The organism is Pseudomonas sp. B6001 (assembly GCF_013386015.1).
Classification (GTDB): domain Bacteria; phylum Pseudomonadota; class Gammaproteobacteria; order Pseudomonadales; family Pseudomonadaceae; genus Aquipseudomonas.
Genome location: NZ_JACAOX010000001.1, coordinates 327,384 through 350,935, shown reverse-complemented (window position 1 = coordinate 350,935; position 23,552 = coordinate 327,384). Strand labels below are relative to the sequence as shown.

Below are 23,552 nucleotides of genomic sequence, written 5' to 3'. Positions count from 1 at the left end.
GCCAGGCCCAGTCGTACTTGAAGGGTACGAGTTGGTTGAGGTCGGCGCGGCAGTTGATCATGCGCTTTTCGTCAACGGCGACGCGGGCGGCGGAGCCTTCGAGTTCGGCGAGGCCTTCGGCGACGTCGAGTTTGTCGAGGGCGGCCTTGGCGCGCACGATGGCGGCGGAGTCATTGGCGGTGACGGCGCGGGCTTCGATGGCGGCGGCAGCGCCGGCACCGTCGAGGCGGTCCATGTTGGCTTCGGTGGCGTGGCCGGCGTTGGCGCCTTTGGCAACTACTTCGCCGTCTTCTTCTTTGTCGAACTCGTCCCAGCTCAGCATGACGTGTCGTCTCCTGCGTGAGGGCTCTAAGGTGCCCGTGTGAAACCGGATGGTTGGGTGTTCACACGGCCCAAAGGCCGCGGTGGATCTTAAGGAATCGTTTGTTGCAGCTAGCGCACGCATTAAACGGAATCAGGGTTACGGGTGTTCTGCTTGAGGCTTGAGGGGCGGAGCAATGCTTACTGGCTCCAGCGGGGGCCTCAGGTCTGGCTCTTCGTCCCCATGTAAAGGGATATTGCAGGCCCGATTTACCCGCGCATTATAGGGAAAAATTCGACTTTGTGTTGCGGCGGATGGTCTCGGTGAGCGGCCAAAATGGTGGTGTTTGCAGCCAAGGTCCGGGTTTACAAGGCTTTGCCTGGCTTGGATTTTTTTGACGGGCGGTAGGCGTTTGTTTCAGCGCGCCGAACTGGGGCAGATTCGGTCTGGAAGTTCTTGCGCCGTTTGGCGCAAGAACGGGTCGCGGGGGGTTACTGGGCTGCGGCTTTGATGCTGGCAAACATCTGCTTGCCAGCCTTGGCGGGGTCCGCGTCTTTATTGCTCATGAAGTTGCTGACCACATCAAACACCGCCCCTTGCACCGCCTGGGACGTGGACATGTTGAAGGCCATGCTCGGCTCCAGCGTGCCGGCGTTCTCGGCTTCGGCGAAGTCCTTGGCGGAAGCCTGGGCACAGCTGTCGAACTGGCTCATGTCCAGGCCCTTGATCACCGGGATGGAGCCTTTGTTCTGGTTGAACACGCTCTGGAATTGCGGCTCCAGGGCGATCTTGGCCAGGTCGTCGCGAGCCGCGTTGTTGCTCGGCGTATCATTTTTACTGGACGGTTTGAACATGGCCAGTGAGTCGATGGTGTAGCTATAAATGCCTTGTGAGCCGGGGAAGGGCACGCATTCATAATCGGCCCCGGCTTTTTTACCCGCCGCGGTCCACTCACTCTTGGCCCAGTCCCCCATGATTTGCATGCCGGCCTGGCCATTGATGACTTTGGCGGTTTCCATGTTCCAGTCCTGGCCTGCGCCGTTGGGGTCCATGTAGGTCTTCAGCTTGCGCAGCGCGACGAAGACTTCGGTCATTTTGGGGCCGGTGAAGGTGGCTTCGTCGTTGTCGATAAAGGCTTTCTGGAAGCCATCGGCGCCCAGGATGCTGAGCACCAGGCCTTCAAATACGGTGGTGTCCTGCCAGGGTTGGCCGCCGTGGGCGATGGCGATGAAGCCGGCGGCCTTGAGTTTGTCGCCGGCGGCGTAGAGTTCTTCCAGGGTGGCCGGGGCTTTGGACACGCCGGCTTTCTTGAGCACCTCGGGGTTGATCCATAACCAGTTGATGCGGTGGATGTTGAGCGGTACGGCGACGTAGTGGTCGTCGAACTTCATCAGTTGCGCAATGCTTTCGGGCAGCAGGCTGTCCCAGTGATTGGCCTTGGCGACGTTGTCGACGCTGGTCAGCAGGCCCAGCTTGCCCCACTCCTGAATGTCCGGAGCTTTGATCTGCGCGGCAGAGGGCGGGTTGCCGGAGACGGCGCGGCTCTTGAGGACGGTCATGGCAGCAGCGCCACCGCCGCCGGCCACGGCACTGTTTTGCCAGATGAAGCCGTCTTTCTCGATCAGTTGTTGCAGCACCTGTACAGACTTGGCTTCCCCGCCCGAGGTCCAGTAGTGGACGACTTCAACAGTGCCTTTGCTGTCGGCTGCGTGAGCGGCGAACGTGCAAAGGCTGGCGAGGGAGATGGCAACGGCAAGGCGATGGGGGATTTTCATGTGGGATAACCCTTTTTGTTGTTTTAGGGAGCGGTGCTTATTCCAGCCCCAGCCCTTTGCGGCCGAGGGTGTTCAGTTGCGGCGTCATGAAGCGGTCTTTCCACTCTTTCTCGTAGTCCTCCCGGGCGAAATCATCCGGTGAGGCCCCTTGCTCGAACGCCCTGAGCACATCCTTGGCGTACCGCAGGTTTTTCGGGCACATGGGCGCGGCGGGCACGTACATCACGTTGCCCCAGCCCTGTTGATTTTCGACGGGGGCGACGCTGTGGATCACGTCGCAGTGCCACCACACCGAATCGCCGGCCTGCACGTCCGGAATCGGGGTCATGCCCTGGACCAGCAGCGGGTGCCATTTCTCTGAAACTGGCAGCACCTTGCCCGGCGCAACGCCGCACAGCTCATCTTCGGGGACATCGTCCAGCAGCGGGCGCAGCAGCATGTAGGCCATGGCCTTGGGGATCGGCAAGGTATGCAGCACGCCCTGGTCGGCCTGCATGTCGCACAGTGCGGTCCAGCCCTGGAAGGTGCGGAAGGCCGAGCATTTCACCGTGTCCTTGTAGGCGTATTCATCGACTTCGGTGCGATGGGCGGCGTCCCAGGGGTCGTAGGACTTGAAGTCGTTGCGGTAGATCTTGTCGAACACCTTGAGGTAGGCGGGGTGCAGCCAGCGTTCCAGGGCGCCCGAGTCGGTGTGGGGGCCAAGCCCTTTGGAGGTGGTGCCGGGTGGGCGGCGGCGGACGCGGTCGGGGTACAGCGCATTGATGTCTGGGTCGAACCAATGCCGGCCTTGGGAGTTGTAGGTCCACAGGCGGTTCAGGAACGACTGTGCAGCGCCCATGCGTTCGTGTTGGCGCACTTGCATCTGGGCGTCGGACCAATAGATGGGGAATATTTCCGGGCGTGAGGCTTCGAGGTTGCCGAAGAAGTTGTCAGCCGGGCCGCGATACACCTCGTCGAAAAGGTTGTGGTCGAGGTAGTCCAGCAGGCTCTTGTCCCACGCCAGCACCTGTTCCCTGGGAAAGTGGTTGCGGATCACCAGGCAGCCCCGGCGCTTGATGAGGGCTCGTTGTGCTTCGGTGACCTGGCCGGTGGCGATGGTTTCAAAGTCGAGTTCGGGCCAGGCAGACTGCTGGGCCTTGATCGAGGCGATTTCAGCCCTGATGAACTCGCTGACCTCGGCGAACAGCCCAGGCACGTCGCCGATCTGCGCGCGCAGGGCCTTTTTCATGGCGACGATGCTGCGCTTGTAGTCGTCCGGCAGCTCGGCACATTCGAAGGTGTGGTAGTTGCTCATGGGGTGACCTGTCTTGTTGTTGTGCATACAGGTATGGAATCACCCCGGCCTGCTTGGGCGGCAGCCTGATTTGGAGCGTTGAGTAGTACGATTGTGGCGTTTGTTTCGAGGCGTATAGAAGAATCGGCTTATTGAAAGTGATGCCCGTGTTGAAGCCGAAACTGTGACGGCGTCATGCCCTTGTGCGCCTTGAACTGCCGATTGAACAACGCCTGGGAGGCATAGCCGACCTGTTCGGAAATCGCGCTGACCGCCAGGTTGCCCCGCATCAATAAAGCGCAAGCATGTCCGATGCGTAGCCGGACGATGTAGTCCAGCGCCGTGCAGCGTGTGTGTTTGCGGAACATGCGATGGAAGGCTGAAACGCTGACGCAGGCCATTTGCGCCAGCTCGGGAATGCCGACAGGTTGCGCATAGTGGCCGTGCAGGTAGTCCAGAACGCGGCGGATGCGCGCGTCTTCAACGATGTGAGGGGCGGCGTTTTCCGTCGCGATGCGCTGCGCGGCGATATCCCGGGACAATGTGTTGAGCACGCTGAGCAACGAGATCAGTCGCTGGGAAGCGTCTTGCTCGACCATGGCTTCGATCACCGGGCGCAGCGCCCGGGACGTAGCATCACTGAAACTCAACGCCTGTCGCGCTGCAGCCAATAGCGCACGCGTCGACCCCATCTCCGGAAACAGTTGCACCAGCGAGTCCGCCCAGGCCTCGGAAAACCAGATGACCAGGGCAATGTGCGGTTTGGCGGGGTCGATCAGCTCGGCGGAAGACCAGCTATGGGGCACGTTCGGGCCCACCAGCACCAGGTCGCCGTCATCGTACAGCGCCACATCGTTGCTGATATAGCGGTGCCCGCGGCTGTTGAGGGTGAGGGTCAGTTCGTATTCGGGATGGTGATGCCATTCAAACGGAATCGCCTCCGGTAGACGCCTGTTCAGCAGGGTCCAGGAGGTGTTCGCCTCGGTGGGGATTTTTTCGAAACTGGCTCGCATGAATGCATCCTGCCTTGCAGGTGAGGTGGCGGCGCCACAATCGTAGCATTCGATTCAAGCGGTAGGGGATAAGCCGGCTCTTTGCCGCAAGAACGATTTCTTGCGGCGAATAAGATCAGGTTCAGTTCAAACTAACGAAGTTATTATCCGTTAGAGCAACCGTTACCCATGACCTGATATTGAAGAATATGACGCTGACCTTGTGAGTCTTCATATTCCATTTTTACCGGTACAACTTTGCATACATCCGGGACTTCACTCATGGACACTACTTTGGCGACGTCCAGATGGGTGCTGTAAGTGTAATCCTCAACAATCGGGGTGCTCTGGCTGGCTACGTCAGTCGGGGCTTCGTCGGCCAGGGCGGCGGTGGCGCACAAGCTGCTAAGGGCCATAACTAATAACGCTTTCATTTGACTATTTACCTTTTGGCGGTCGAAAGGGGTCACGGGGCCCTTGTGAGGCCACGTGTGTAACTTGATTGGGAAGTTCGGATTAACGTTGCCTTCGTGGGGGCTGTTACGTTGTTAATCACAGTGCCTTGATGGCGAGGTTGATTTTAGGCGTCCGCGTTATATTCATATACCCGTGCTTTTGATAAACACTATTGGTGGTTTTTGTAACAATCGCGAAATGAAGGTTTTTTCAGAAACCTGCAAAGCGCCACGGGCCGCGGGCCAGAGCGCTGCCAGGGGATAGGTGGGCAATTTGTAGGGGCTTGTTACTACCATCGTCGAATGGTTCTATAGGTCCGGCCCGGCTACAACAGGGCCATACAACAACAACTATGTCACCGAGGTAAGAAAGATGAGTGCGGCTTCTCTGTACCCCGTTCGCCCCGAAGTAGCAGCCAATACGCTGACCGATGAGGCGACCTACAAGGCCATGTACCAGCAGTCGGTGGTCAACCCCGACGGTTTCTGGCGCGAGCAAGCCAAGCGCCTTGACTGGATCAAGCCTTTCACCACGGTGAAGCAGACCTCCTTCGACGATCACCATGTCGACATCAAATGGTTTGCCGACGGCACCCTCAACGTTTCCTACAACTGCCTGGACCGCCACCTCGCCGAGCGTGGCGACCAGCCAGCAATCATCTGGGAGGGCGACGACCCTGCCGAAAGCCGCACCATCACCTACCGCGAGCTGCATGAAGAAGTCTGCAAGTTCGCCAACGCCCTGCGCGGCCAGGATGTGCACCGCGGCGACGTGGTGACTATCTATATGCCGATGATTCCCGAAGCCGCGGTCGCCATGCTGGCCTGTGCCCGGATCGGTGCGATTCACTCGGTGGTGTTTGGCGGGTTCTCGCCAGAGGCCCTGGCCGGTCGGATCATCGACTGCAAATCCAAGGTGGTGATCACCGCCGACGAAGGCATTCGTGCCGGCAAGAAGATTTCCCTGAAGGCCAACGTCGACGACGCCCTGACCAACCCGGAAACCAGCAGCATCCAGAAAGTCATCGTGTGCAAGCGCACCGGTGGCAACATCAAGTGGAACCAGCATCGCGACATCTGGTACGAAGACCTGATGAAAGTGGCGGGCACCGTGTGTGCGCCGAAAGAGATGGGCGCCGAAGAAGCGCTGTTCATCCTTTACACCTCCGGCTCCACCGGCAAGCCGAAGGGCGTGCAGCACACCACCGGCGGCTACCTGTTGTACGCAGCCCTGACCCACGAGCGCGTATTCGACTACCGCCCGGGCGAAATCTACTGGTGCACCGCCGACGTCGGCTGGGTCACCGGCCACACCTATATCGTCTATGGCCCACTGGCTAACGGCGCAACCACGCTGATGTTCGAAGGCGTGCCGAACTATCCGGACATCACCCGGGTGGCGAAGATCGTCGACAAGCACAAAGTGAACATCCTCTACACCGCACCGACCGCGATCCGCGCCATGATGGCCTCCGGCACCGCCGCCTGCGAAGGCGCCGATGGCAGCAGCTTGCGCCTGCTGGGTTCGGTGGGTGAGCCGATTAACCCGGAAGCGTGGGACTGGTACTACAAGAACGTCGGCCAATCCCGTTGCCCGATCGTCGATACCTGGTGGCAGACCGAGACCGGCGGCAACATGATGAGCCCGCTGCCGGGCGCCCATGCCCTCAAGCCGGGTTCGGCGGCGCGCCCATTCTTTGGCGTGGTACCGGCGCTGGTGGACAACCTCGGCAACCTGATTGAAGGCGTGGCCGAGGGTAACCTGGTGATCCTGGATTCGTGGCCGGGCCAGGCACGTACCCTGTATGGCGACCATGACCGGTTTGTGGACACCTACTTCAAGACCTTCCGTGGCATGTACTTCACCGGTGACGGTGCGCGTCGTGACGAGGATGGCTACTATTGGATCACCGGGCGGGTGGATGACGTGCTGAACGTGTCCGGCCATCGCATGGGCACCGCCGAGATTGAAAGCGCCATGGTTGCCCACCCGAAAGTCGCGGAAGCGGCGGTGGTGGGGGTGCCTCATGACATCAAGGGCCAGGGCATCTATGTGTATGTCACGCTGAAAAACGGCGAAGAGCCGAATGAAGCGTTGCGCCTGGAGTTGAAAAACTGGGTGCGTAAAGAGATCGGGCCGATTGCTTCACCGGATGTGATCCAGTGGGCGCCGGGCTTGCCGAAGACCCGTTCGGGGAAAATCATGCGCCGGATCCTGCGCAAGATTGCCACCGCTGAATACGACGGGTTGGGGGATATCTCCACCCTGGCGGACCCGAGTGTGGTGGCGCATTTGATCGAGACGCACAAGACCATGAACGTCGCGTAAGGCGGGTTTGTGGGACGAAGCCCCATTCGGCGTAGGCCGGGTGGGGCTTTTTTGTGCGATCGGACAGGCGACCTATAACCCCTGTGGGAGCGGGCTTGCTCGCGAAGGCGGCGTGTCAGCCAGCACATCACCCACTGACACACCGTCTTCGCGAGCAAGCCCGCTCCCACATTTTGATTGCATTCCAAGATTGGTCATTCAGTGGCGCGACTTACACAAGGCCAATAAATATCGGATTGTGTTGTAGGAAGTTTCTGAATGTTACCGAACCTAGCAAATGTGTAACCCCGCGCCCAAACATGAGGCAAAGTGCTACGCCGTTGCCCCGAAAACCCGCGTCTTAGACGCCCTGAAAAATTAGATCCAACGCTACACTTGCCGTGCTAGAAGGGTTTGCGAATAATAGGCCCGCAACTTGCAGCGTTAACAGGTTTAATATCTTTTGCCTCTGCATAAAATCAAGAGGCTGTCAATGTGCTGGAACCGCTTTCTCGGTGCTTCTGTAAATTGTTGTCGCATTGAGGAAATATCGGCTTCCGGCCTGTCGTTAGAATGCCGATCACTCGCTCGTCGTCGCCGATGCTGAACTGGCGCAGGACGCAGCACCGCTATTCGGTTTCACTCATTCGCATCGTGGGCCCTGGCTCATACTGCTGTTTTGCCCTATACCGATGGAGTCCCAAGATGAAGAAACTCGTGCTGTTGGGCGCCCTGGCGCTGTCCGTGCTGTCCATGCAGGCTTTCGCCGAAGGCAAGCCACTGAAGATTGGTATTGAAGCGGCTTACCCTCCGTTTGCCTCCAAGGCACCGGACGGCAGCATCGTCGGTTTTGACTACGACATCGGCAACGCCCTGTGTGAGCAGATGCAGGTCAAGTGCACCTGGGTCGAGCAGGAATTCGACGGCCTGATCCCGGCGCTGAAAGTGCGCAAGATCGACGCCATCCTGTCCTCGATGTCCATCACCGACGATCGCAAGAAGTCCGTGGACTTCACCAACCGCTACTACCTGACCCCAGCTCGCCTGGTATTGAAGGAAGGCACTGCCGTCAGCGACAGCCTGGATGAATTGAAAGGCAAGAAAATCGGCGTGCAGCGCGGTTCGATCCACGACCGTTTCGCCAAGGAAGTGCTGGCTCCCAAAGGCGCCACCATTGTTCCTTACAGCTCGCAGAACGAAATCTACCTGGACGTAGAAGCCGGTCGCCTTGATGGCACCGTAGCCGACGCCACCCTGTTGCAGGAAGGCTTCCTCGACACGCCAGCCGGTAAAGGCTACGCGTTCACCGGCCCGGCCTTCACCGACGCCAAGTACTTCGGCGACGGCATCGGCATCGCGGTACGTAAAGGCGACAAGGAAAACCTGGACCGCATCAACGCTGCAATCGCTGCGATCCGTGCCAACGGCAAGTACAAGGCAATCCAGGACAAGTACTTCAACTTCGACATTTACGGCCCAGAAGCCAAGTAAACCGTCGCAGCTGTCTGTCCAGAATGGCGCAAGCACCAGGATCTCTGAAGTTTGCGCCATTTTTTCATCCCCCTTTTCGAGGACCTGAATCATGTTGAAAGGCTACGGGGCTGTCATCCTCGATGGCGCTTGGTTGACGCTTCAGCTCGCCTTGTCGTCCATGGCCCTGGCCATTGTTCTGGGTCTGATCGGGGTCGCGTTGCGCCTCTCGCCGGTGCGCTGGTTGGCCTGGCTGGGCGACCTGTACTCCACGGTGATCCGCGGGATCCCCGACCTGGTGCTGATCCTGCTGATTTTCTACGGTGGTCAGGACCTGCTTAACCGCGTTGCGCCGTTGCTCGGCTACAACGACTACATTGACTTGAACCCCTTGGCCGCCGGTATCGGCACCCTGGGTTTCATCTTTGGCGCCTACCTTTCGGAAACCTTCCGTGGCGCCTTCATGGCCATTCCCAAGGGCCAGGCCGAAGCCGGCCTGGCTTATGGCATGAGCCCGTTCCAGGTGTTTTTCCGGGTGATGGTGCCGCAGATGATTCGGCTGGCGATCCCCGGGTTTACCAACAACTGGCTGGTACTGACCAAGGCCACCGCATTGATTTCGGTGGTGGGCCTGCAAGACATGATGTTCAAGGCCAAGCAGGCGGCAGACGCCACCCGCGAACCTTTTACCTTCTTCCTCGCAGTGGCGGCGATGTACCTGGTGATCACCAGCGTGTCGTTGCTGGCCCTGCGTCATCTTGAGAAGCGCTACTCGGTAGGCGTAAAGGCGGCTGATCTATGATCTTCGACTACAACGTCATCTGGGAGGCCATGCCGCTGTACCTCGGCGGCTTGCTGACCACCCTGAAACTGCTGGCCATTTCGCTGTTCTTCGGCTTGCTCGCGGCCTTGCCCCTGGGCCTGATGCGTGTGTCCAAGCAGCCGATCGTCAACGGTGTTGCCTGGCTCTACACCTATGTGATTCGCGGCACGCCGATGCTGGTGCAGCTGTTCTTGATCTACTACGGCCTGGCCCAGTTCGAAGCGGTGCGCGAAAGCTTCATGTGGCCACTGCTGTCCAGCGCGACCTTCTGCGCGTGCCTGGCGTTTGCCGTGAACACCAGCGCCTACACCGCCGAGATCATCGCCGGCAGCCTCAAGGCCACGCCCCACGGCGAGATCGAGGCAGCCAAGGCCATGGGCATGTCGCGCTACAAGCTGTACCGCCGGATCCTGCTGCCATCGGCCCTGCGCCGGGCGCTGCCGCAATACAGCAACGAAGTGATCATGATGCTCCAGACCACCAGCCTTGCGTCCATCGTCACCCTGATCGACATCACCGGTGCCGCACGCACGGTGAACGCCCAGTACTACTTGCCGTTCGAAGCCTATATCACTGCGGGTGCGTTCTACCTGTGCCTGACCTTCATCCTGGTGCGCCTGTTCAAGTTGGCCGAAGGCCGCTGGCTGAGCTACCTGGCTCCACGGAAGCATTGATATGGAACGTATCGATCACCTGTTGCCCTGGGGTCACCTGGGCTGCGAACGCCAGCTGACGGTGTTTCGTTTCGGTAGCGGCGAGCGCAAGGCTTATATCCAGGCCAGCCTGCACGCGGATGAATTGCCCGGCATGCGCGCCGCCTGGGAGCTGAAAAAACGCCTGACGGAACTGGAACAGCAAGGCGCCCTCAACGGCGTGATCGAGCTGGTTCCCGTCGCCAATCCGATGGGCCTGGGGCAACTGCTGCAAGGCAGTCACCAGGGCCGTTTCGAGATCGGCAGCGGCAAGAATTTCAACCGCGACTTCGTTGAGTTGAGCGAGCCGGTTACCGAGTTGCTCAACGGCAAGCTGGGGGATGATCCTCACGCCAATGTGCGCTTGATCCGCCAGGCCATGAGCGATGCGCTCAATGCGTTGCCGGCGCCGAGCAGCCAGTTGCAAGGCATGCAGCGGGTGTTGCTGAGCCATGCCTGCACCGCCGACGTGGTCCTCGACCTGCATTGCGACGCCGAAGCCGCGTTGCACATGTACGCGCTGCCGCAACACTGGCCGCAGTGGCGTTCGCTGTCGGCGCACCTGAATGTGAAGGTCGGCCTGCTGGCGGAAGATTCCGGCGGCAGTTCGTTTGACGAAGCCTGCTCGCTACCGTGGCTGCGCCTGGCCCGGGCGTTCCCCGAGGCGCAGATTCCCCTGGCGTGCCTGGCGACGACTCTGGAGCTGGGTGGCCAGGCCGATACTGGCCGTGACGAAGCGATTTTCCACGCTGAAGGCATCCTGGCGTTCCTCGCCGAGCAAGGCCTGATCCGTGGTGAATGGCCCGCGCCGCAGCACGAACCCTGTGAAGGCCTGCCTTTCGAAGGCACCGAGTTGTTGTTCGCGCCCCACGCCGGTGTGATCAGCTACCTGCGTAAAGCCGGTGACGTAGTCGAAGCCGGCGACCCGATATTTGAAGTGATCGATCCCTTGTCCGACCGCGTGAGCATTGTTTGCGCGGGTACGTCTGGGGTGTTGTTTGCCGTTGAACGGCTACGTTATGCCCAAGCGGGTTTCTGGCTGGCCAAGGTGGCGGGGCGCGAAGCGCTGCGGCACGGGCGCTTGCTCAACGACTGACCAACTGTTTTTGTGAGAACCGACCGCATGTACAAACTTGAAGTCCAAGACCTGCATAAACGCTATGGCAGTCATGAAGTGCTCAAAGGTGTGTCCCTGGCCGCCGCGGCCGGTGATGTGATCAGCATCATCGGGTCCAGTGGCTCGGGCAAAAGTACCTTTTTGCGCTGCATCAACCTGCTGGAGCAACCCCACGCCGGCAAGATTCTGCTCAATAACGAAGAGCTGAAACTGGTGGCCAACAAAGACGGCGCCATGAAGGCTGCAGACCCGAAACAGCTGCAACGCATGCGTTCGCGACTGTCGATGGTGTTTCAGCACTTCAACCTGTGGTCCCACATGACCGCGCTGGAAAACGTCATGGAAGCACCGGTGCACGTCTTGGGCATGTCGAAAAAAGACGCCCGGGAAAAGGCCGAGCACTACCTGGCTAAAGTGGGTGTGGGCCATCGTAAGGATGCGTTCCCTGGCCACATGTCCGGCGGTGAACAGCAACGCGTGGCGATTGCCCGTGCCCTGGCGATGGAGCCTGAGGTGATGCTGTTCGACGAACCCACCTCGGCCCTCGACCCGGAGCTGGTGGGCGAAGTGCTCAAGGTGATGCAGGACCTGGCCCAGGAAGGCCGGACCATGGTGGTGGTGACCCACGAAATGGGCTTTGCCCGTGAAGTCTCCAACCAACTGGTGTTCCTGCACAAAGGCATCGTTGAAGAACGTGGCAACCCGCGCGAAGTGCTGGTAAACCCACAGTCCGAGCGTTTGCAGCAGTTTCTTTCCGGCAGCTTGAAGTAAACAGAACTGCTTTTATGCACTGAATTAGTGCAAGCTTCACAATCCTGAGGTTGCCCAATCCCCTGTGGGAGCGGGCTTGCTCGCGAAAGCAGTGTATCAGTTGATACATCCGGTGACTGATCCACCCCATTCGCGAGCAAGCCCGCTCCCACATTTGGATCTTCACCCGCTTTAGAGATTTGTGTTGGTTTACCGGCTAGCATTGGCCTTTGTCTTCATTACTGTTACTCGCTTCGGATAGCACTCCATGACTGCCCATCGAATTGGTTTCCTGATTTGGCCCAGCACTAAAGCACTGACGCTTGCGCTGGCTGAGGAGGCCTTGCGCGTTGCTCAGCGGGTGCATCCGGACGTGGTGTACGAACTCTCGTTTTTGCAGGCCGAACCGCCAATCGACGGCGCCTGGCAACTGCCGGGTGAGCCCTGGGCTGGCAAGCTGGAAGGTTTCCAAAAGCTGTTCCTGCTGGCCGATGAGCCACCGACCGTCATCGCCTCCCAGCTCAGCACCGCCCTCAAGCAACTGGTGCGTGCCGGGTGTGTGATCGGCGGCCTGTCGGCCGGTGTGTATCCGCTGGCCCAGCTCGGTCTGCTTGACGGTTACCGCGCCGCTGTGCACTGGCGCTGGCAGGACGATTTCGCCGAGCGTTTCCCCAAGGTCATCGCCACCAGCCATCTGTTCGACTGGGACCGTGACCGCCTGACCGCCTGCGGTGGCATGTCGGTACTCGACCTGCTACTGGCGGTGCTGGCCCGTGACCACGGTGCTGAACTGGCCGGTGCCGTCTCGGAAGAACTGGTGGTAGAGCGCATCCGCGAAGGCGGCGAGCGCCAGCGCATCCCACTGCAAAACCGCCTGGGCTCCAGCCATCCAAAGCTGACCCAGGCCGTGTTGCTGATGGAAGCCAACATTGAAGAACCGCTGACCACCGACGAAATCGCCCAGCACGTGTGCGTATCCCGACGACAGCTCGAGCGGATCTTCAAGCAATACCTCAATCGCGTCCCCAGCCAGTACTACCTGGAACTGCGCCTGAACAAGGCCCGCCAGATGCTCATGCAAACCAGCAAGTCGATCATCCAGATCGGCCTGTCCTGCGGCTTCTCCTCGGGGCCGCACTTCTCCAGCGCCTACCGCAACTTCTTCGGCGCCACCCCTCGTGAAGACCGCAACCAGCGCCGCAGCAGCAGCCCGTTCGAATTGTCGTCGGTGCCGTCCGAGCGCGGCTAGGCATCAGTGCTCGGCGGGCATCTCCAGGCGATGGCGCTGTGCATAACGTCGCAGGATGTTCCTGCTCGGCCTGGACAGCGGGTTACCGTCCCAGAGCATCGCGTTGAAGTTGTGCGGGGGCACTTCCAGGATGCTGCGGTCGATATGTTGTATGGCGTTATGGCTCAGGTCGGCGCTGTTTATCCGCCGTAGTGAAAACAGTCCCGGCGGTACCTGGTTGATGCCGGTGCGTTCCAGGTCCAGCAGCGTCAGTTGCTGCAGGTTGCCCAGCCTTGGCGGCATGCCCAGGGGGTTGTGGCTCAAGTCCAGGTTGATCAGGGTATGCAGGTCTGCCAGTTGGTTGCTCGTTGCGGGTGTCAGCCGGATGCTGCAGCGCTGCAGCATCAGCTCTTCCAGCCGTGGCATGCGGAATACGGTTTGCGGGATGCTGTGCAACTGGTAGCTGTGAATGGTCAGGCTCCTGAGCTTGGGGAAGCTCGCCAGAAGGCTGTCGATGCCTCCCGTGGTGGCCTGCTCACCAAACAGCGACAGCAGCGTCACGTGGTCAAAATTGGCCGTCACTGCCGGGAAATCCCCCAGTAGCGTGGTGTGGTAGCGCAACTCGTGGGTGATTCTAGAGCCCTCGTCGAGCTCATCAATCGCGGTTTCCCGACGCCAGCAACCTTCCAGCAGCTCCTTGAAGGCAAGTCGCTTGACTTGCTCCTGGGCGCGTACCTGCGCAGTCAGTTCGGTGCCCAGTCTCGGGTGGTGGGTGGGCACGTTGATATGCCATTCATGCAGATCGTTAGTCAGCTTTTCGTACTCGGCTTCCATGCGCGTCAGTTCCAGTCGGCCTGTTTCCAGGGTGCCCGGCATGCCGAAGATGAACAGATTGCATTCGTGGGTGGTGAAGGTCGGATAGAGCGCCTGGAGTCGGTTGATATCGGTGTGTGGGGCCGTGGTTTCCCAGCGTTCACCGGTGCGCTGGAAGTGCCTTTTGATACGCTCGATGACGGGGTCGGGAAAGGGGTTGTCCTCCAGGTCTATCCCGTCACTGACCGCCTCCGGCAGTTGAAACAGTGCATCCGGCAGCGCGGTGATGCGGTTGTTATTGAGGATCGCACTTTCAAGCTCAGGGCGTGAGAGCAGTCCGGCCGGGACTTGATCAATCCCGGTGGAAGACAGGTCCAGGTACCTGAGCTGAGGCATGGTTTCGACACTGGGTACGCGTCCTAACGGGTTATTGAACAGGTCCAGGGATTCGAGGCGTGACATCGACGACAGCGCTGCCAGGCTCTGCTCGGTCAATTGAATGCCGCAACTGTCGAGTACCAGGCTGGTCAGGTTGGGCATTGTTTCCAGCCCCACGGGCAGCGCGCCCAGCGGCATGTTCCTGAGCTCCAGGATTCGCAGGCGAGGAAAGCGTTGAATAAACGCCTGTGCGCCCGAAGTGCTGCTATCTCCCATCAAGCCGAGCGTGGTCACGTGGTCGAAGTTGGCGCTCAGTACGGGAAGTCGGCCCATGATGGGCTCTTCGTACACCAGTCTGTAGCCGACTGCATCGTCATCCTCTTCATTGATGGCCGGCCCGGTTTCCCAGCGCCAGCACCGCCTGATTTCTTCGGCCAGCGTTGCGCGTTTTTCCTGTTCATATGCGAAGGTATCCGGAGCAAGGGGGGCTTGAGTCTGGGGATGGAGAGCCGGCGTCTCACCGTGCCAGGCGGTCAGCTGCGCAGTGAGTTGGGCGTATTCGGCCTGCAACTGCACCAGTTGCGGCAACGCGCCGCCCGGCAGCCGATTGAGCTGTTGAAGCAAGACGCGGTTTTGCATCGGGCTCTGGTTGGGGTAAAGCGCTTGCAGGCGCTGAATCAGCGTAAGCGGCGCGCCGGGTGCCGGCATTGGTTCGGGTGGGATGGCATAGCCGTTCATGCCACCCAACAGCTTCGGAAGTTTGCCGGTGGCGGGCGGCCTGACGGGCTGGCGCTCGAGTAGCGGGAGCAGCCGGTCGCGGGGCAGGGCAACGTTTGCAATGGCCTGGCGCAGTTGCGGGCCTTGCTGGATATGCAGGCTCAACCCTTTGCGCTCGCTGTCGGGCAGCGCCTGGAGCAGCGCGCTGTACAGGTCGCTTTTGCCAAGCAGGTGCAGGCCTTCATTGTCATAGGCCTGGTACCGGCCCTCCTCGTGTACCAGCACTTTGCGTTGCGGCGCGGCAGCTTGCCCGATGCTGTCGCGCAGGGCGCCATCAAACGTGTGTTCCCGCACTTCCAGGCGTACGGTGCCCGACCAGCCAGGCAGTTCCGGCAGTGAGTGCAGGGCCAGTGTGTGGGTGTCCAGGTTGGTGGGCGATTTCAGGTACAGGCCTTCATAGGCGCGGTTCAAGCGGGTTTCCTGGCGCGCCCAGCGTGCCAGTTGGTCCAGGCGTGTGGAAACGTTGCTGTTGCGCAGCGCTGCGCGCTCCAGGTCACTGGCCTGTGCCAGCAAGACCTCGGCCGCCGAGGCCGGAAGCCCGGGGTAGCGGTCCATCAATTGTTGAGCGCCCCCGTGCTCGGGTTGGTTCAGGCCTTTGTAGCGCGATTCGAACAGGCTGGAGGCTTTCGCCTCGGCGGCCTGCGCGATCTTTTTGCGCAGTGCGCGAGCCTGTACCTCAAGCGCATCGGGCGGTTCACCAAACGCTTGCCCCAGCAGTGTCTTGATCTCGTCTTCGTCTAGCGCCAACAGCACGGCTTTCAACAGATCCCCGTTGTCGAGTTGCGCCTGGTTGATCCGTACCTTCGCAGCGCTGTCGCGGGGTGCGTATTGCCAGAGCACCTGGCCCGAGGCATCCACCACTTGCAGGGCCTTGGTTTCAGGCCAGATATGGGTTTCGCACAGCAGTTGCAATTGTGTCAGGGGCGTGGCGTTGCGAAACACCGTCGGGTCGTCGCTGTTCATTTGCTGGATGAAGGTCGAAATGTCTTGCTCGATCTTGAAGCGCATGAGCGTGTCCTCCAGCAGCGCGGGCATCGGTTCACGCTGGACATGCATTTGGCGAAGCACGTTCTCGGGGGTGTTGCTCACGCTGCGAATCTGTTCCAGCGTCTGTGGGCTGAAGCTGTTCGCCATGTGTCCCAGCCGGCGCAGCAGGGTTGGCCTGTCCCAATACAGCGGTTGATCCAGCTCGGTTTGCCAGGCGCCCCTGCGGTTGTGCCAGGCCTTGGGCTGATAGGCTTCGGGGCGGTCCGGGTGCAGCAGCGAGAAGTCCTCGCCGGCCGGCGCTTTGTTCAGCACATAGGCGGTGCCCTCCAGGCTGATCACTGCCTGGTCCTGGTGTTGATGAATACCCCGCCCGTCAGGGGTGGAATCTTTCGGTAGCGGGATTTTGCGCGCATAGGGTTTGAGATCGGGCTTCCAATACAGCGTTTTGCCATTCGGCGTTTGGACCGGCTTGAAGCTGTCGATAAAGGCCACCGTCCGTTGCGGCAGCAATGCGCGAAACTCGCCGGCGACAATGGCCCCGCCCGCCCCGAAGGTGCCCAGTTGCACCAGGGCTTCGACCATGCCCATCAAGTGCTCGAAGGCGTCAGTGGTTTGCCCTTCGGCCCAGTCGACGATGCCTTCGAAGGTCTCATCCAGCAGTTGATAGGCCATGTAGGCCAGCATGGCCTCGCCCAATACCGGCACGAACGGCGCGATCACCAGTGCAGCGATGTTGAGCAGCGAGGTGGCGATTTGCTGGAATGAGTCCCACAGGGCCCAGCGGGCTTTCTGATCGACATCGGCAGTGGACACAGCAATGACTTTGGCGTCATTGAGGATCTTGTTGAGTTTTTGCTGGTAGAGATGAGTCAGCAAATCGCCGGGAATGACCGGTGCACTCAATTGCAGGTTGGGGCGCTGGTGCGGAGTTTCACGCCAGGTGGGTTGCGGGTCGGTGGCGCTGTGCGGATGCCAGGTGATCTGCCCCAGGCGGTTGTTGAGGTTGGCGAAGAAAAAGCCACGGTCTTGGTGGGCAACGAAGCGACTGAAGAACCGTTGATAGTTGGCGTCGCGCAGTTGCCGGGTCAGCTCAGCGGTGAACGCGGCGGTCGAGGTGTATTGCTTGATAGGGTGTTCCGGGTCGTCCGGAACATAGGCCACCACGGGCACTGCACCGTGCTCGCGCTCCAGGTCCGGGGCGAACAGCACGATCCCGGTCAGCCGGGCAGACATCATGCGCAAGTCATGGCAGCGCACGGGCTTGCCCGCCAGGCGCATCCCCGGTTTGCCCTCCAGCATGCCTTGCAGGGCTTGATGGGAGAGGGTGTCCAGGTCGCCTTTCATATGGGCCAGTTGCAGGCCAACCTCCAGCGCCGCACGTTCACAGGCCTTGACCTCGCGTTGCAGCACCGTCGCGACCACGGCGTTGGTGATGCCTAGGTTCTCCTCCAGATAGGCGGTGTACCGGGCACCGAGATCCAGGCTTCTGCACAGTTGGGTAAACGCCGGGATCGACAGGCTGCGCTTGATCTCGGGCAAGGGTTGGAAGTGGCCGAGTGCATCGGGTTGGGTAATGAATTCGCTGGCAGCCTCGAAGGCGTCAGGCTGGGTTTCGGGGGTTTCGAAGTTGTGCAGCGCGGCGTCCAGCAGCGAGACGGTCCAGGTTCGCGCGGCGCCGGTTTTGACGGGGAACCAGGGAATGGTGGCGGGAATGTACAGGCGCAAGCAGGTTGTGCGGACGTCCAGCGTCAGTCCAAAGCGGGTTTTCAGGGCATCGGCCAGCAGGGGCGCAGCGAAAGCGCCGGCGTCTTGCAGCTGCGCCAGGCGTTGGTCGACCAGATTTTGCGCGGTCCAGTGGCTGGCGTTGCGCAGGCGCAATTGGCGGTGCTGCTCGCCGGTGGCGATTTTGTGCCACGCCAAAGGCTTGGGCCGGGCGCTCTTGAGCTGGGCGCGTCGGTCGGCCGAAGCGCTGGTTAGCCAGTCGGGAGCTGCCTGGGCCAGCGGTTGATAATGAACATCGGGGTGTTGCGGAAAGTGTTGCTCGTCGATTTCAGGCATGGCGCTGTTCCTGTGCGCGGATGAGATCAACAGCAGACCAAAACAGCAATCGGCGACGGCATTAGATAGTTGTGCCTCACCGACCGCCCAAAACCGGCTCGGGCGGTTTAAACTGCGCCATTGCGATGCTATTTGTCGCATTGGCGTAAACCCGCGAAAACCGCGGGTTGGCGCTATAAGAAGTTGTCGCTTGGCGGCAAGGCCGCGCTGAAAACTGTCCTTACAATCCCTGCATCGCCCGCCAGTTTCAGGCAGGCGTTCCTCTTCAGGAGACTCCGATGTCCGTTGAGCAAGCCCCGGTGCAACGTGCCGATTTCGACCAGGTCATGGTTCCCAACTACGCACCTGCCGCTTTCATCCCTGTGCGTGGCGCAGGTTCCCGCGTATGGGACCAGGCGGGCCGAGAGCTGATCGACTTTGCCGGCGGCATCGCGGTCAACGTATTGGGCCACGCCCACCCGGCGCTGGTCGGTGCACTGACCGAACAGGCCAACAAGCTGTGGCACGTGTCCAACGTCTTCACCAATGAGCCGGCCCTGCGCCTGGCCCATAAGCTGATCGACGCCACGTTTGCCGAGCGTGTGTTCTTCTGCAACTCCGGCGCCGAAGCCAACGAGGCCGCCTTCAAGTTGGCCCGTCGTGTCGCGTTCGACCGCTTCGGCACCGAGAAATACGAAATCATCGCCGCGCTGAACAGCTTCCACGGCCGTACCCTGTTCACCGTGAACGTGGGTGGCCAGTCGAAGTACTCCGACGGCTTCGGTCCGAAAATCGTCGGCATCACCCACGTGCCTTACAACGATCTGGAGGCGCTGAAAGCCGCCGTCTCGGACAAGACCTGCGCCGTGGTGCTGGAGCCGATCCAGGGCGAAGGCGGCGTGCTGCCGGCAGAACTGTCGTACCTGCAAGGTGCCCGCGACCTGTGCGACGCGAACAACGCGCTGCTGGTGTTCGACGAAGTGCAAACCGGCATGGGCCGCAGCGGCGAGTTGTTCGCCTATCAGCATTACGGCGTCGTGCCGGACATCCTCACCAGCGCCAAGAGCCTGGGCGGCGGTTTCCCGATCGCGGCCATGCTGACTCGCGAAGACCTGGCCAAGCACCTGGTGGTCGGCACCCACGGCACCACCTACGGCGGCAACCCGCTGGCGTGCGCGGTGGCGGAAGCGGTGATCGACGTGATCAACACGCCAGAAGTGCTGGCCGGCGTTAACGCCAAGCACGACTTGTTCGTTTCCCGTCTGGAGAAGATTGGCCAGCAATACGGCATCTTCACCGAAGTGCGTGGCCTGGGCCTGTTGCTCGGTTGCGTGCTGAGCGATGCCTGGAAAGGCAAGGCCAAGGACATCTTCAACGCCGCTGAGCGCGAAGGCTTGATGATCCTGCAAGCCGGCCCGGATGTGGTGCGTTTCGCCCCGAGCCTGGTGGTGGAAGATGCCGATATCCAGGAAGGCCTGGACCGCTTCGAACGTGCTGTGAAAAAGCTGACGCAAGCCTGATGGACCGTCGGGTGCCCGGCGAGTCGGGCGCCCAACACAAATTTTGTATGCCGGACTCTTTAGTTGAAGCTGTGAAGATCAAATGTGGGAGCGGGCTTGCTCGCGAATGCAGTGGCTCAGTCACCTGAAATGTTGAATGACACACCGCTTTCGCGAGCAAGCCCGCTCCCACACTTGACCTCACTGATTTCAAGATCGTGTCCGGCATTTTTTCCTGTGAGTTTTTCGAGTTAAGGAGTGACACCATGCTGGTGATGCGCCCCGCGCAAATGGCTGATCTGGGCGAGGTACAGCGTCTGGCTGCGGACAGCCCGATTGGTGTCACCTCCTTGCCGGATGATGTCGAACGCCTGAGCGACAAGATCGCTGCGAGCGAAGCTTCCTTCGCCGCCGAGGTCAGCTTCAACGGTGAAGAAAGCTATTTCTTCGTCCTGGAAGACACCGACGCCGGCAAGCTGGTGGGCTGTTCGGCCATCGTTGCCTCGGCCGGCTACTCGGAACCGTTCTACAGCTTCCGTAACGAGACCTTCGTGCACGCTTCCCGCGAGCTGAAGATCCACAACAAGATCCACGTGCTCTCGCAGTGCCATGACCTCACCGGCAACAGCCTGCTGACCAGCTTCTACGTGGTGCCGGAGCTGGTGGGTTCGCCGTGGTCGGAGCTCAACTCCCGTGGCCGCCTGCTGTTCGTGGCCGGCCACCCGGAGCGCTTCGCCGATTCGGTGGTCACCGAGATTGTGGGCTACAGCGACGAGAACGGTGATTCGCCGTTCTGGGACGCCATCGGCCGCAACTTCTTCGACCTCAACTACGCCGCTGCCGAGCGCCTGTGCGGGTTGAAGAGCCGGACCTTCCTCGCCGAACTGATGCCGCACTATCCGATCTACGTGCCGCTGTTGCCCGACGAAGCCCAGGAAGCCATGGGCCAGGTGCACCCGCGGGCGCAGATCACCTTCGACATCCTGATGCGCGAAGGCTTCGAGACCGACCATTACATTGACATCTTCGACGGCGGCCCAACCCTGCATGCACGCGTCTCGGGCATTCGCTCGATCGCCCAGAGCCGTGTGGTGCCGGTGAAGATCGGTGAGATGGTCAAGGGTGTCGGCCGCCAGTACCTGGTGAGCAACGGCCAGTTGCAGGATTACCGCGCGGTGATGCTGGAGCTGGACTACGCGCCGGGCAAGCCAGTGACCCTGGACCTGGAAACCGCCGAAGCCCTGGGCGTCGGCGAAGGTGCCAGCGTTCGACTGGTAGCGGTTTAAGAATGAGTTTCGCGGGTGGCTTGCAAGGCGGCCCGTTTGAGGAGATAGCATGATCGTTCGTCCCGTACGCAGCAGCGATTTACCGGCCCTGATTGATCTGGCGCGCAGCACCGGCACCGGCCTCACCACCTTGCCGGCCAACGAAGAGCGCCTGACCCATCGGGTCGGCTGGGCTGAAAAGACCTTTCGCGGCGAAGCCGGGCGCGGTGATGCGGACTACCTGTTTGTGCTGGAAAACGACGAAGGCCGCGTGGTGGGGATTTCCGCCATCGCCGGTGCTGTCGGCCTGCGTGAGCCCTGGTACAACTTCCGGGTCGGCCTGACGGTCAGCGCCTCCCAGGAGCTGAACATCTACCGTGAAATCCCGACGCTGTTTCTGGCCAACGACCTGACCGGCAACTCCGAGTTGTGCTCGTTGTTCCTGCACGCCGATTACCGCAACGGCCTTAACGGCCGCATGCTGGCCAAGGCGCGCATGCTGTTTATCGCGGAATTCCCGCAGCTGTTCGGCAACAAGATCATCGCCGAGATGCGCGGCATGTCCGACGAAGCCGGGCGCTCGCCGTTCTGGGAAAGCCTGGGCCGGCACTTTTTCAAGATGGAATTCAGCCAGGCCGACTACCTCACTGGCGTGGGCAACAAGGCGTTTATCGCCGAGCTGATGCCGAAGTTTCCGCTGTACACCTGCTTCCTGTCTGAAGACGCGCGCAACGTGATCGGCAAGGTCCACACCGACACCGAGCCGGCCCTGAGCATGCTCAAGAGCGAAGGTTTCAGCTACCAGGGCTACGTCGACATCTTCGACGCGGGCCCGGCGGTGGAGTGTGAAACCACCAAGATCCGCGCCGTGCGCGACAGCGAAGCGCTGGTGCTGGCGATTGGTACGCCGGGCGACGACGCCACGCCGTTCCTGATCCATAACCGCAAACGTGAAGATTGCCGCATCACCGCCGCGCCGGCGCGGTTGGCTGCGGGCACCCTGGTGGTCGATCAACAGACCGCCAAGCGCCTGCAACTGATCGCCGGTGATCAAGTGCGTGCCGTACCGTTGTCCGCTGCCCGGGAGTCGAAATAATGAATTCGCTATACATCGCAGGTGAATGGCTGGCTGGCCAGGGTGAAGTGTTTGAGTCGCTGAACCCGGTGACCCAGCAGGTGGTGTGGTCGGGTAATGGCGCCACCGCCGAGCAGGTCGAGTCCGCCGTCCAGGCCGCACGCCAGGCGTTTCCGGCCTGGGCCAAGCGTTCGTTGGAAGAGCGCCTGAGCGTGCTGGAAGCCTTCGCCGCCAACCTGAAGAGTCGTGCTGACGAACTCGCCCGCTGCATCGGTGAGGAAACCGGCAAGCCTTTGTGGGAATCGGCGACTGAAGTCACCAGCATGGTCAACAAGGTCGCGATCTCGGTGCAAAGCTACCGCGAACGTACCGGCGAAAAGAGCGGCCCGTTGGGCGACGCCACTGCCGTATTGCGCCACAAGCCCCACGGTGTGGTGGCGGTGTTTGGCCCTTACAACTTCCCCGGTCATCTGCCTAACGGCCACATCGTACCGGCCTTGCTGGCGGGTAACACCGTACTGTTCAAACCGAGCGAACTGACCCCGAAAGTCGCCGAGTTGACCGTGCAATGCTGGATCGACGCCGGCCTGCCGGCGGGCGTGTTGAACCTGCTGCAAGGCGCACGGGAAACCGGGATCGCCCTGGCGGCGAATCCGGGCATCGACGGTTTGTTCTTCACCGGCTCCAGCCGCACCGGCAACCATCTGCACCAGCAATTCGCCGGGCGCCCGGACAAGATCCTTGCTCTGGAAATGGGCGGCAACAACCCGCTGGTGGTGGACGAAGTGGCCGATGTGGATGCGGCCGTGTACACCATTATCCAGTCGGCGTTTATCTCCGCTGGCCAGCGTTGCACCTGTGCCCGTCGCCTGCTGGTGCCGGAAGGCGCCTGGGGCGATGCGTTGCTCGCACGCCTGGTGGCGGTGAGCTCGACCATCGAAGTCGGCGCATTTGACCAAACGCCGGCGCCGTTCATGGGCTCGGTGATTTCCCTCGGTGCTGCCAAGGCGTTGATGGATGCCCAGGAATTGCTGTTGGCTAATGGCGCCGTGGCGCTGTTGGAAATGACTCAACCCCAGGCCCAGGCTGCGTTGCTGACGCCGGGGATTATCGATGTGACCGAGGTTACGGAACGCGCTGACGAAGAGCTGTTCGGCCCACTGCTGCAAGTGATCCGCTACGCTGGTTTCGAGGCGGCGATTGCCGAGGCCAACAACACTCAATACGGCTTGGCGGCCGGGTTGCTGTCGGATTCCGAGGCGCGTTACCAGCAGTTCTGGCTGGAAAGCCGTGCCGGGATCGTCAACTGGAACAAACAGCTGACGGGTGCTGCGAGCAGCGCGCCATTTGGCGGGGTAGGGGCTTCGGGTAACCATCGCGCCAGCGCCTATTACGCGGCGGACTATTGCGCGTACCCGGTGGCCTCCCTTGAGACCCCGAGCCTGGTGCTACCGGCGACGTTAACCCCGGGTGTGACGCTGATCTAAATGTGGGAGCGGGCTTGCTCGCGAAGGCGGTGTGTCATTCAACATTTCAG

The 23,552-nt window shown here is 60.9% G+C and carries 16 protein-coding genes and 1 pseudogene; 11 read left to right on the top strand and 6 right to left on the bottom strand.

Going from position 1 to position 23,552, the window contains the following annotated elements; translation table 11 throughout:
- The 5 genes and pseudogenes from HX821_RS01725 to HX821_RS01705 form a co-directional block, all read right to left on the bottom strand.
- Positions 1 to 322, bottom strand: a pseudogene (locus tag HX821_RS01725) (ribonucleotide-diphosphate reductase subunit beta); the annotation flags it as partial.
- Positions 323 to 792: 470 nt separating this feature from the next.
- Positions 793 to 2,076, bottom strand: coding sequence for an ABC transporter substrate-binding protein (locus HX821_RS01720; protein ID WP_177035192.1), 1,284 nt, complete (start codon positions 2,074 to 2,076; stop codon positions 793 to 795).
- A gap of 37 nt (positions 2,077 to 2,113) precedes the next feature.
- Positions 2,114 to 3,370 carry a DUF1479 domain-containing protein gene (locus HX821_RS01715; protein ID WP_177035191.1) on the bottom strand — a complete coding sequence of 419 codons (1,257 nt, stop codon included), beginning with the start codon at positions 3,368 to 3,370 and terminating at the stop codon, positions 2,114 to 2,116.
- A 128-nt stretch (positions 3,371 to 3,498) separates the two neighbouring features.
- Complete coding sequence (locus tag HX821_RS01710; RefSeq protein WP_008435249.1) at positions 3,499 to 4,362, bottom strand: AraC family transcriptional regulator; 864 nt, start codon at positions 4,360 to 4,362, stop codon at positions 3,499 to 3,501.
- A 143-nt stretch (positions 4,363 to 4,505) separates the two neighbouring features.
- Positions 4,506 to 4,775 carry a DUF2790 domain-containing protein gene (locus HX821_RS01705; RefSeq protein ID WP_008435250.1) on the bottom strand — a complete coding sequence of 90 codons (270 nt, stop codon included), beginning with the start codon at positions 4,773 to 4,775 and terminating at the stop codon, positions 4,506 to 4,508.
- A 394-nt stretch (positions 4,776 to 5,169) separates the two neighbouring features.
- Between HX821_RS01705 and acs the strand changes: the two genes are divergently transcribed.
- The 7 genes from acs to HX821_RS01670 all read left to right on the top strand — a co-directional run bounded on the left by acs (position 5,170) and on the right by HX821_RS01670 (position 13,205).
- Positions 5,170 to 7,125 (top strand): acetate--CoA ligase, encoded by a 1,956-nt coding sequence (acs, locus tag HX821_RS01700; RefSeq protein ID WP_003214346.1) that lies wholly within the window; start codon positions 5,170 to 5,172, stop codon positions 7,123 to 7,125.
- Between the two features lie 684 nt (positions 7,126 to 7,809).
- On the top strand, positions 7,810 to 8,595 hold the full coding sequence (locus HX821_RS01695) for an ABC transporter substrate-binding protein (RefSeq protein ID WP_003214343.1): 786 nt from the start codon (positions 7,810 to 7,812) through the stop codon (positions 8,593 to 8,595).
- A gap of 91 nt (positions 8,596 to 8,686) precedes the next feature.
- Entirely contained in the window at positions 8,687 to 9,376 is a 690-nt protein-coding gene (locus HX821_RS01690) for an ABC transporter permease (protein ID WP_003214341.1), read from the top strand.
- On the top strand, positions 9,373 to 10,071 hold the full coding sequence (locus HX821_RS01685) for an ABC transporter permease (protein ID WP_008435252.1): 699 nt from the start codon (positions 9,373 to 9,375) through the stop codon (positions 10,069 to 10,071). The genes HX821_RS01690 and HX821_RS01685 overlap by 4 nt, the downstream gene beginning before the upstream one ends.
- A gap of 1 nt (position 10,072) precedes the next feature.
- Positions 10,073 to 11,185, top strand: a complete 1,113-nt coding sequence (locus HX821_RS01680; RefSeq protein ID WP_177035190.1) for a succinylglutamate desuccinylase/aspartoacylase family protein — start codon at positions 10,073 to 10,075, stop codon at positions 11,183 to 11,185.
- Positions 11,186 to 11,212: 27 nt separating this feature from the next.
- Positions 11,213 to 11,977, top strand: a complete 765-nt coding sequence (locus HX821_RS01675; RefSeq protein ID WP_003214336.1) for an ABC transporter ATP-binding protein — start codon at positions 11,213 to 11,215, stop codon at positions 11,975 to 11,977.
- Positions 11,978 to 12,224: 247 nt separating this feature from the next.
- On the top strand, positions 12,225 to 13,205 hold the full coding sequence (locus HX821_RS01670; protein WP_003214334.1) for a GlxA family transcriptional regulator: 981 nt from the start codon (positions 12,225 to 12,227) through the stop codon (positions 13,203 to 13,205).
- Between the two features lie 3 nt (positions 13,206 to 13,208).
- On the opposite strand, the gene HX821_RS01665 is transcribed toward HX821_RS01670, so the two are convergent.
- Positions 13,209 to 18,197: a dermonecrotic toxin domain-containing protein gene (locus tag HX821_RS01665; protein ID WP_177035189.1), complete on the bottom strand. Its 4,989-nt coding sequence runs from the start codon at positions 18,195 to 18,197 to the stop codon at positions 13,209 to 13,211.
- Positions 18,198 to 18,475: 278 nt separating this feature from the next.
- Between HX821_RS01665 and HX821_RS01660 the strand changes: the two genes are divergently transcribed.
- The 4 genes from HX821_RS01660 (at position 18,476) to astD (ending at position 23,502) form a co-directional block, all read left to right on the top strand.
- Complete coding sequence (locus tag HX821_RS01660; RefSeq protein WP_003214332.1) at positions 18,476 to 19,696, top strand: aspartate aminotransferase family protein; 1,221 nt, start codon at positions 18,476 to 18,478, stop codon at positions 19,694 to 19,696.
- 245 nt (positions 19,697 to 19,941) lie between these two features.
- On the top strand, positions 19,942 to 20,961 hold the full coding sequence (aruF, locus tag HX821_RS01655; RefSeq protein WP_003214328.1) for an arginine/ornithine succinyltransferase subunit alpha: 1,020 nt from the start codon (positions 19,942 to 19,944) through the stop codon (positions 20,959 to 20,961).
- Between the two features lie 49 nt (positions 20,962 to 21,010).
- Complete coding sequence (gene astA / locus HX821_RS01650) at positions 21,011 to 22,036, top strand: arginine N-succinyltransferase (RefSeq protein ID WP_003214325.1); 1,026 nt, start codon at positions 21,011 to 21,013, stop codon at positions 22,034 to 22,036.
- Positions 22,033 to 23,502 (top strand): succinylglutamate-semialdehyde dehydrogenase, encoded by a 1,470-nt coding sequence (gene astD / locus HX821_RS01645; protein WP_177035226.1) that lies wholly within the window; start codon positions 22,033 to 22,035, stop codon positions 23,500 to 23,502. The genes astA and astD overlap by 4 nt, the downstream gene beginning before the upstream one ends.
- The last annotated feature ends 50 nt before the right edge of the window (positions 23,503 to 23,552 follow it).

Bases quoted from the DNA above. Each gene is read 5' to 3' on its own strand.
- HX821_RS01720 (WP_177035192.1), bottom strand. From the start codon at position 2,076: ATGAAAATCCCCCATCGCCTTGCCGTTGCCATCTCCCTCGCCAGCCTT.
- HX821_RS01715 (WP_177035191.1), bottom strand. From the start codon at position 3,370: ATGAGCAACTACCACACCTTCGAATGTGCCGAGCTGCCGGACGACTAC.
- HX821_RS01710 (WP_008435249.1), bottom strand. From the start codon at position 4,362: ATGCGAGCCAGTTTCGAAAAAATCCCCACCGAGGCGAACACCTCCTGG.
- HX821_RS01705 (WP_008435250.1), bottom strand. From the start codon at position 4,775: ATGAAAGCGTTATTAGTTATGGCCCTTAGCAGCTTGTGCGCCACCGCC.
- acs (WP_003214346.1), top strand. From the start codon at position 5,170: ATGAGTGCGGCTTCTCTGTACCCCGTTCGCCCCGAAGTAGCAGCCAAT.
- HX821_RS01695 (WP_003214343.1), top strand. From the start codon at position 7,810: ATGAAGAAACTCGTGCTGTTGGGCGCCCTGGCGCTGTCCGTGCTGTCC.
- HX821_RS01690 (WP_003214341.1), top strand. From the start codon at position 8,687: ATGTTGAAAGGCTACGGGGCTGTCATCCTCGATGGCGCTTGGTTGACG.
- HX821_RS01685 (WP_008435252.1), top strand. From the start codon at position 9,373: ATGATCTTCGACTACAACGTCATCTGGGAGGCCATGCCGCTGTACCTC.
- HX821_RS01680 (WP_177035190.1), top strand. From the start codon at position 10,073: ATGGAACGTATCGATCACCTGTTGCCCTGGGGTCACCTGGGCTGCGAA.
- HX821_RS01675 (WP_003214336.1), top strand. From the start codon at position 11,213: ATGTACAAACTTGAAGTCCAAGACCTGCATAAACGCTATGGCAGTCAT.
- HX821_RS01670 (WP_003214334.1), top strand. From the start codon at position 12,225: ATGACTGCCCATCGAATTGGTTTCCTGATTTGGCCCAGCACTAAAGCA.
- HX821_RS01665 (WP_177035189.1), bottom strand. From the start codon at position 18,197: ATGCCTGAAATCGACGAGCAACACTTTCCGCAACACCCCGATGTTCAT.
- HX821_RS01660 (WP_003214332.1), top strand. From the start codon at position 18,476: ATGTCCGTTGAGCAAGCCCCGGTGCAACGTGCCGATTTCGACCAGGTC.
- aruF (WP_003214328.1), top strand. From the start codon at position 19,942: ATGCTGGTGATGCGCCCCGCGCAAATGGCTGATCTGGGCGAGGTACAG.
- astA (WP_003214325.1), top strand. From the start codon at position 21,011: ATGATCGTTCGTCCCGTACGCAGCAGCGATTTACCGGCCCTGATTGAT.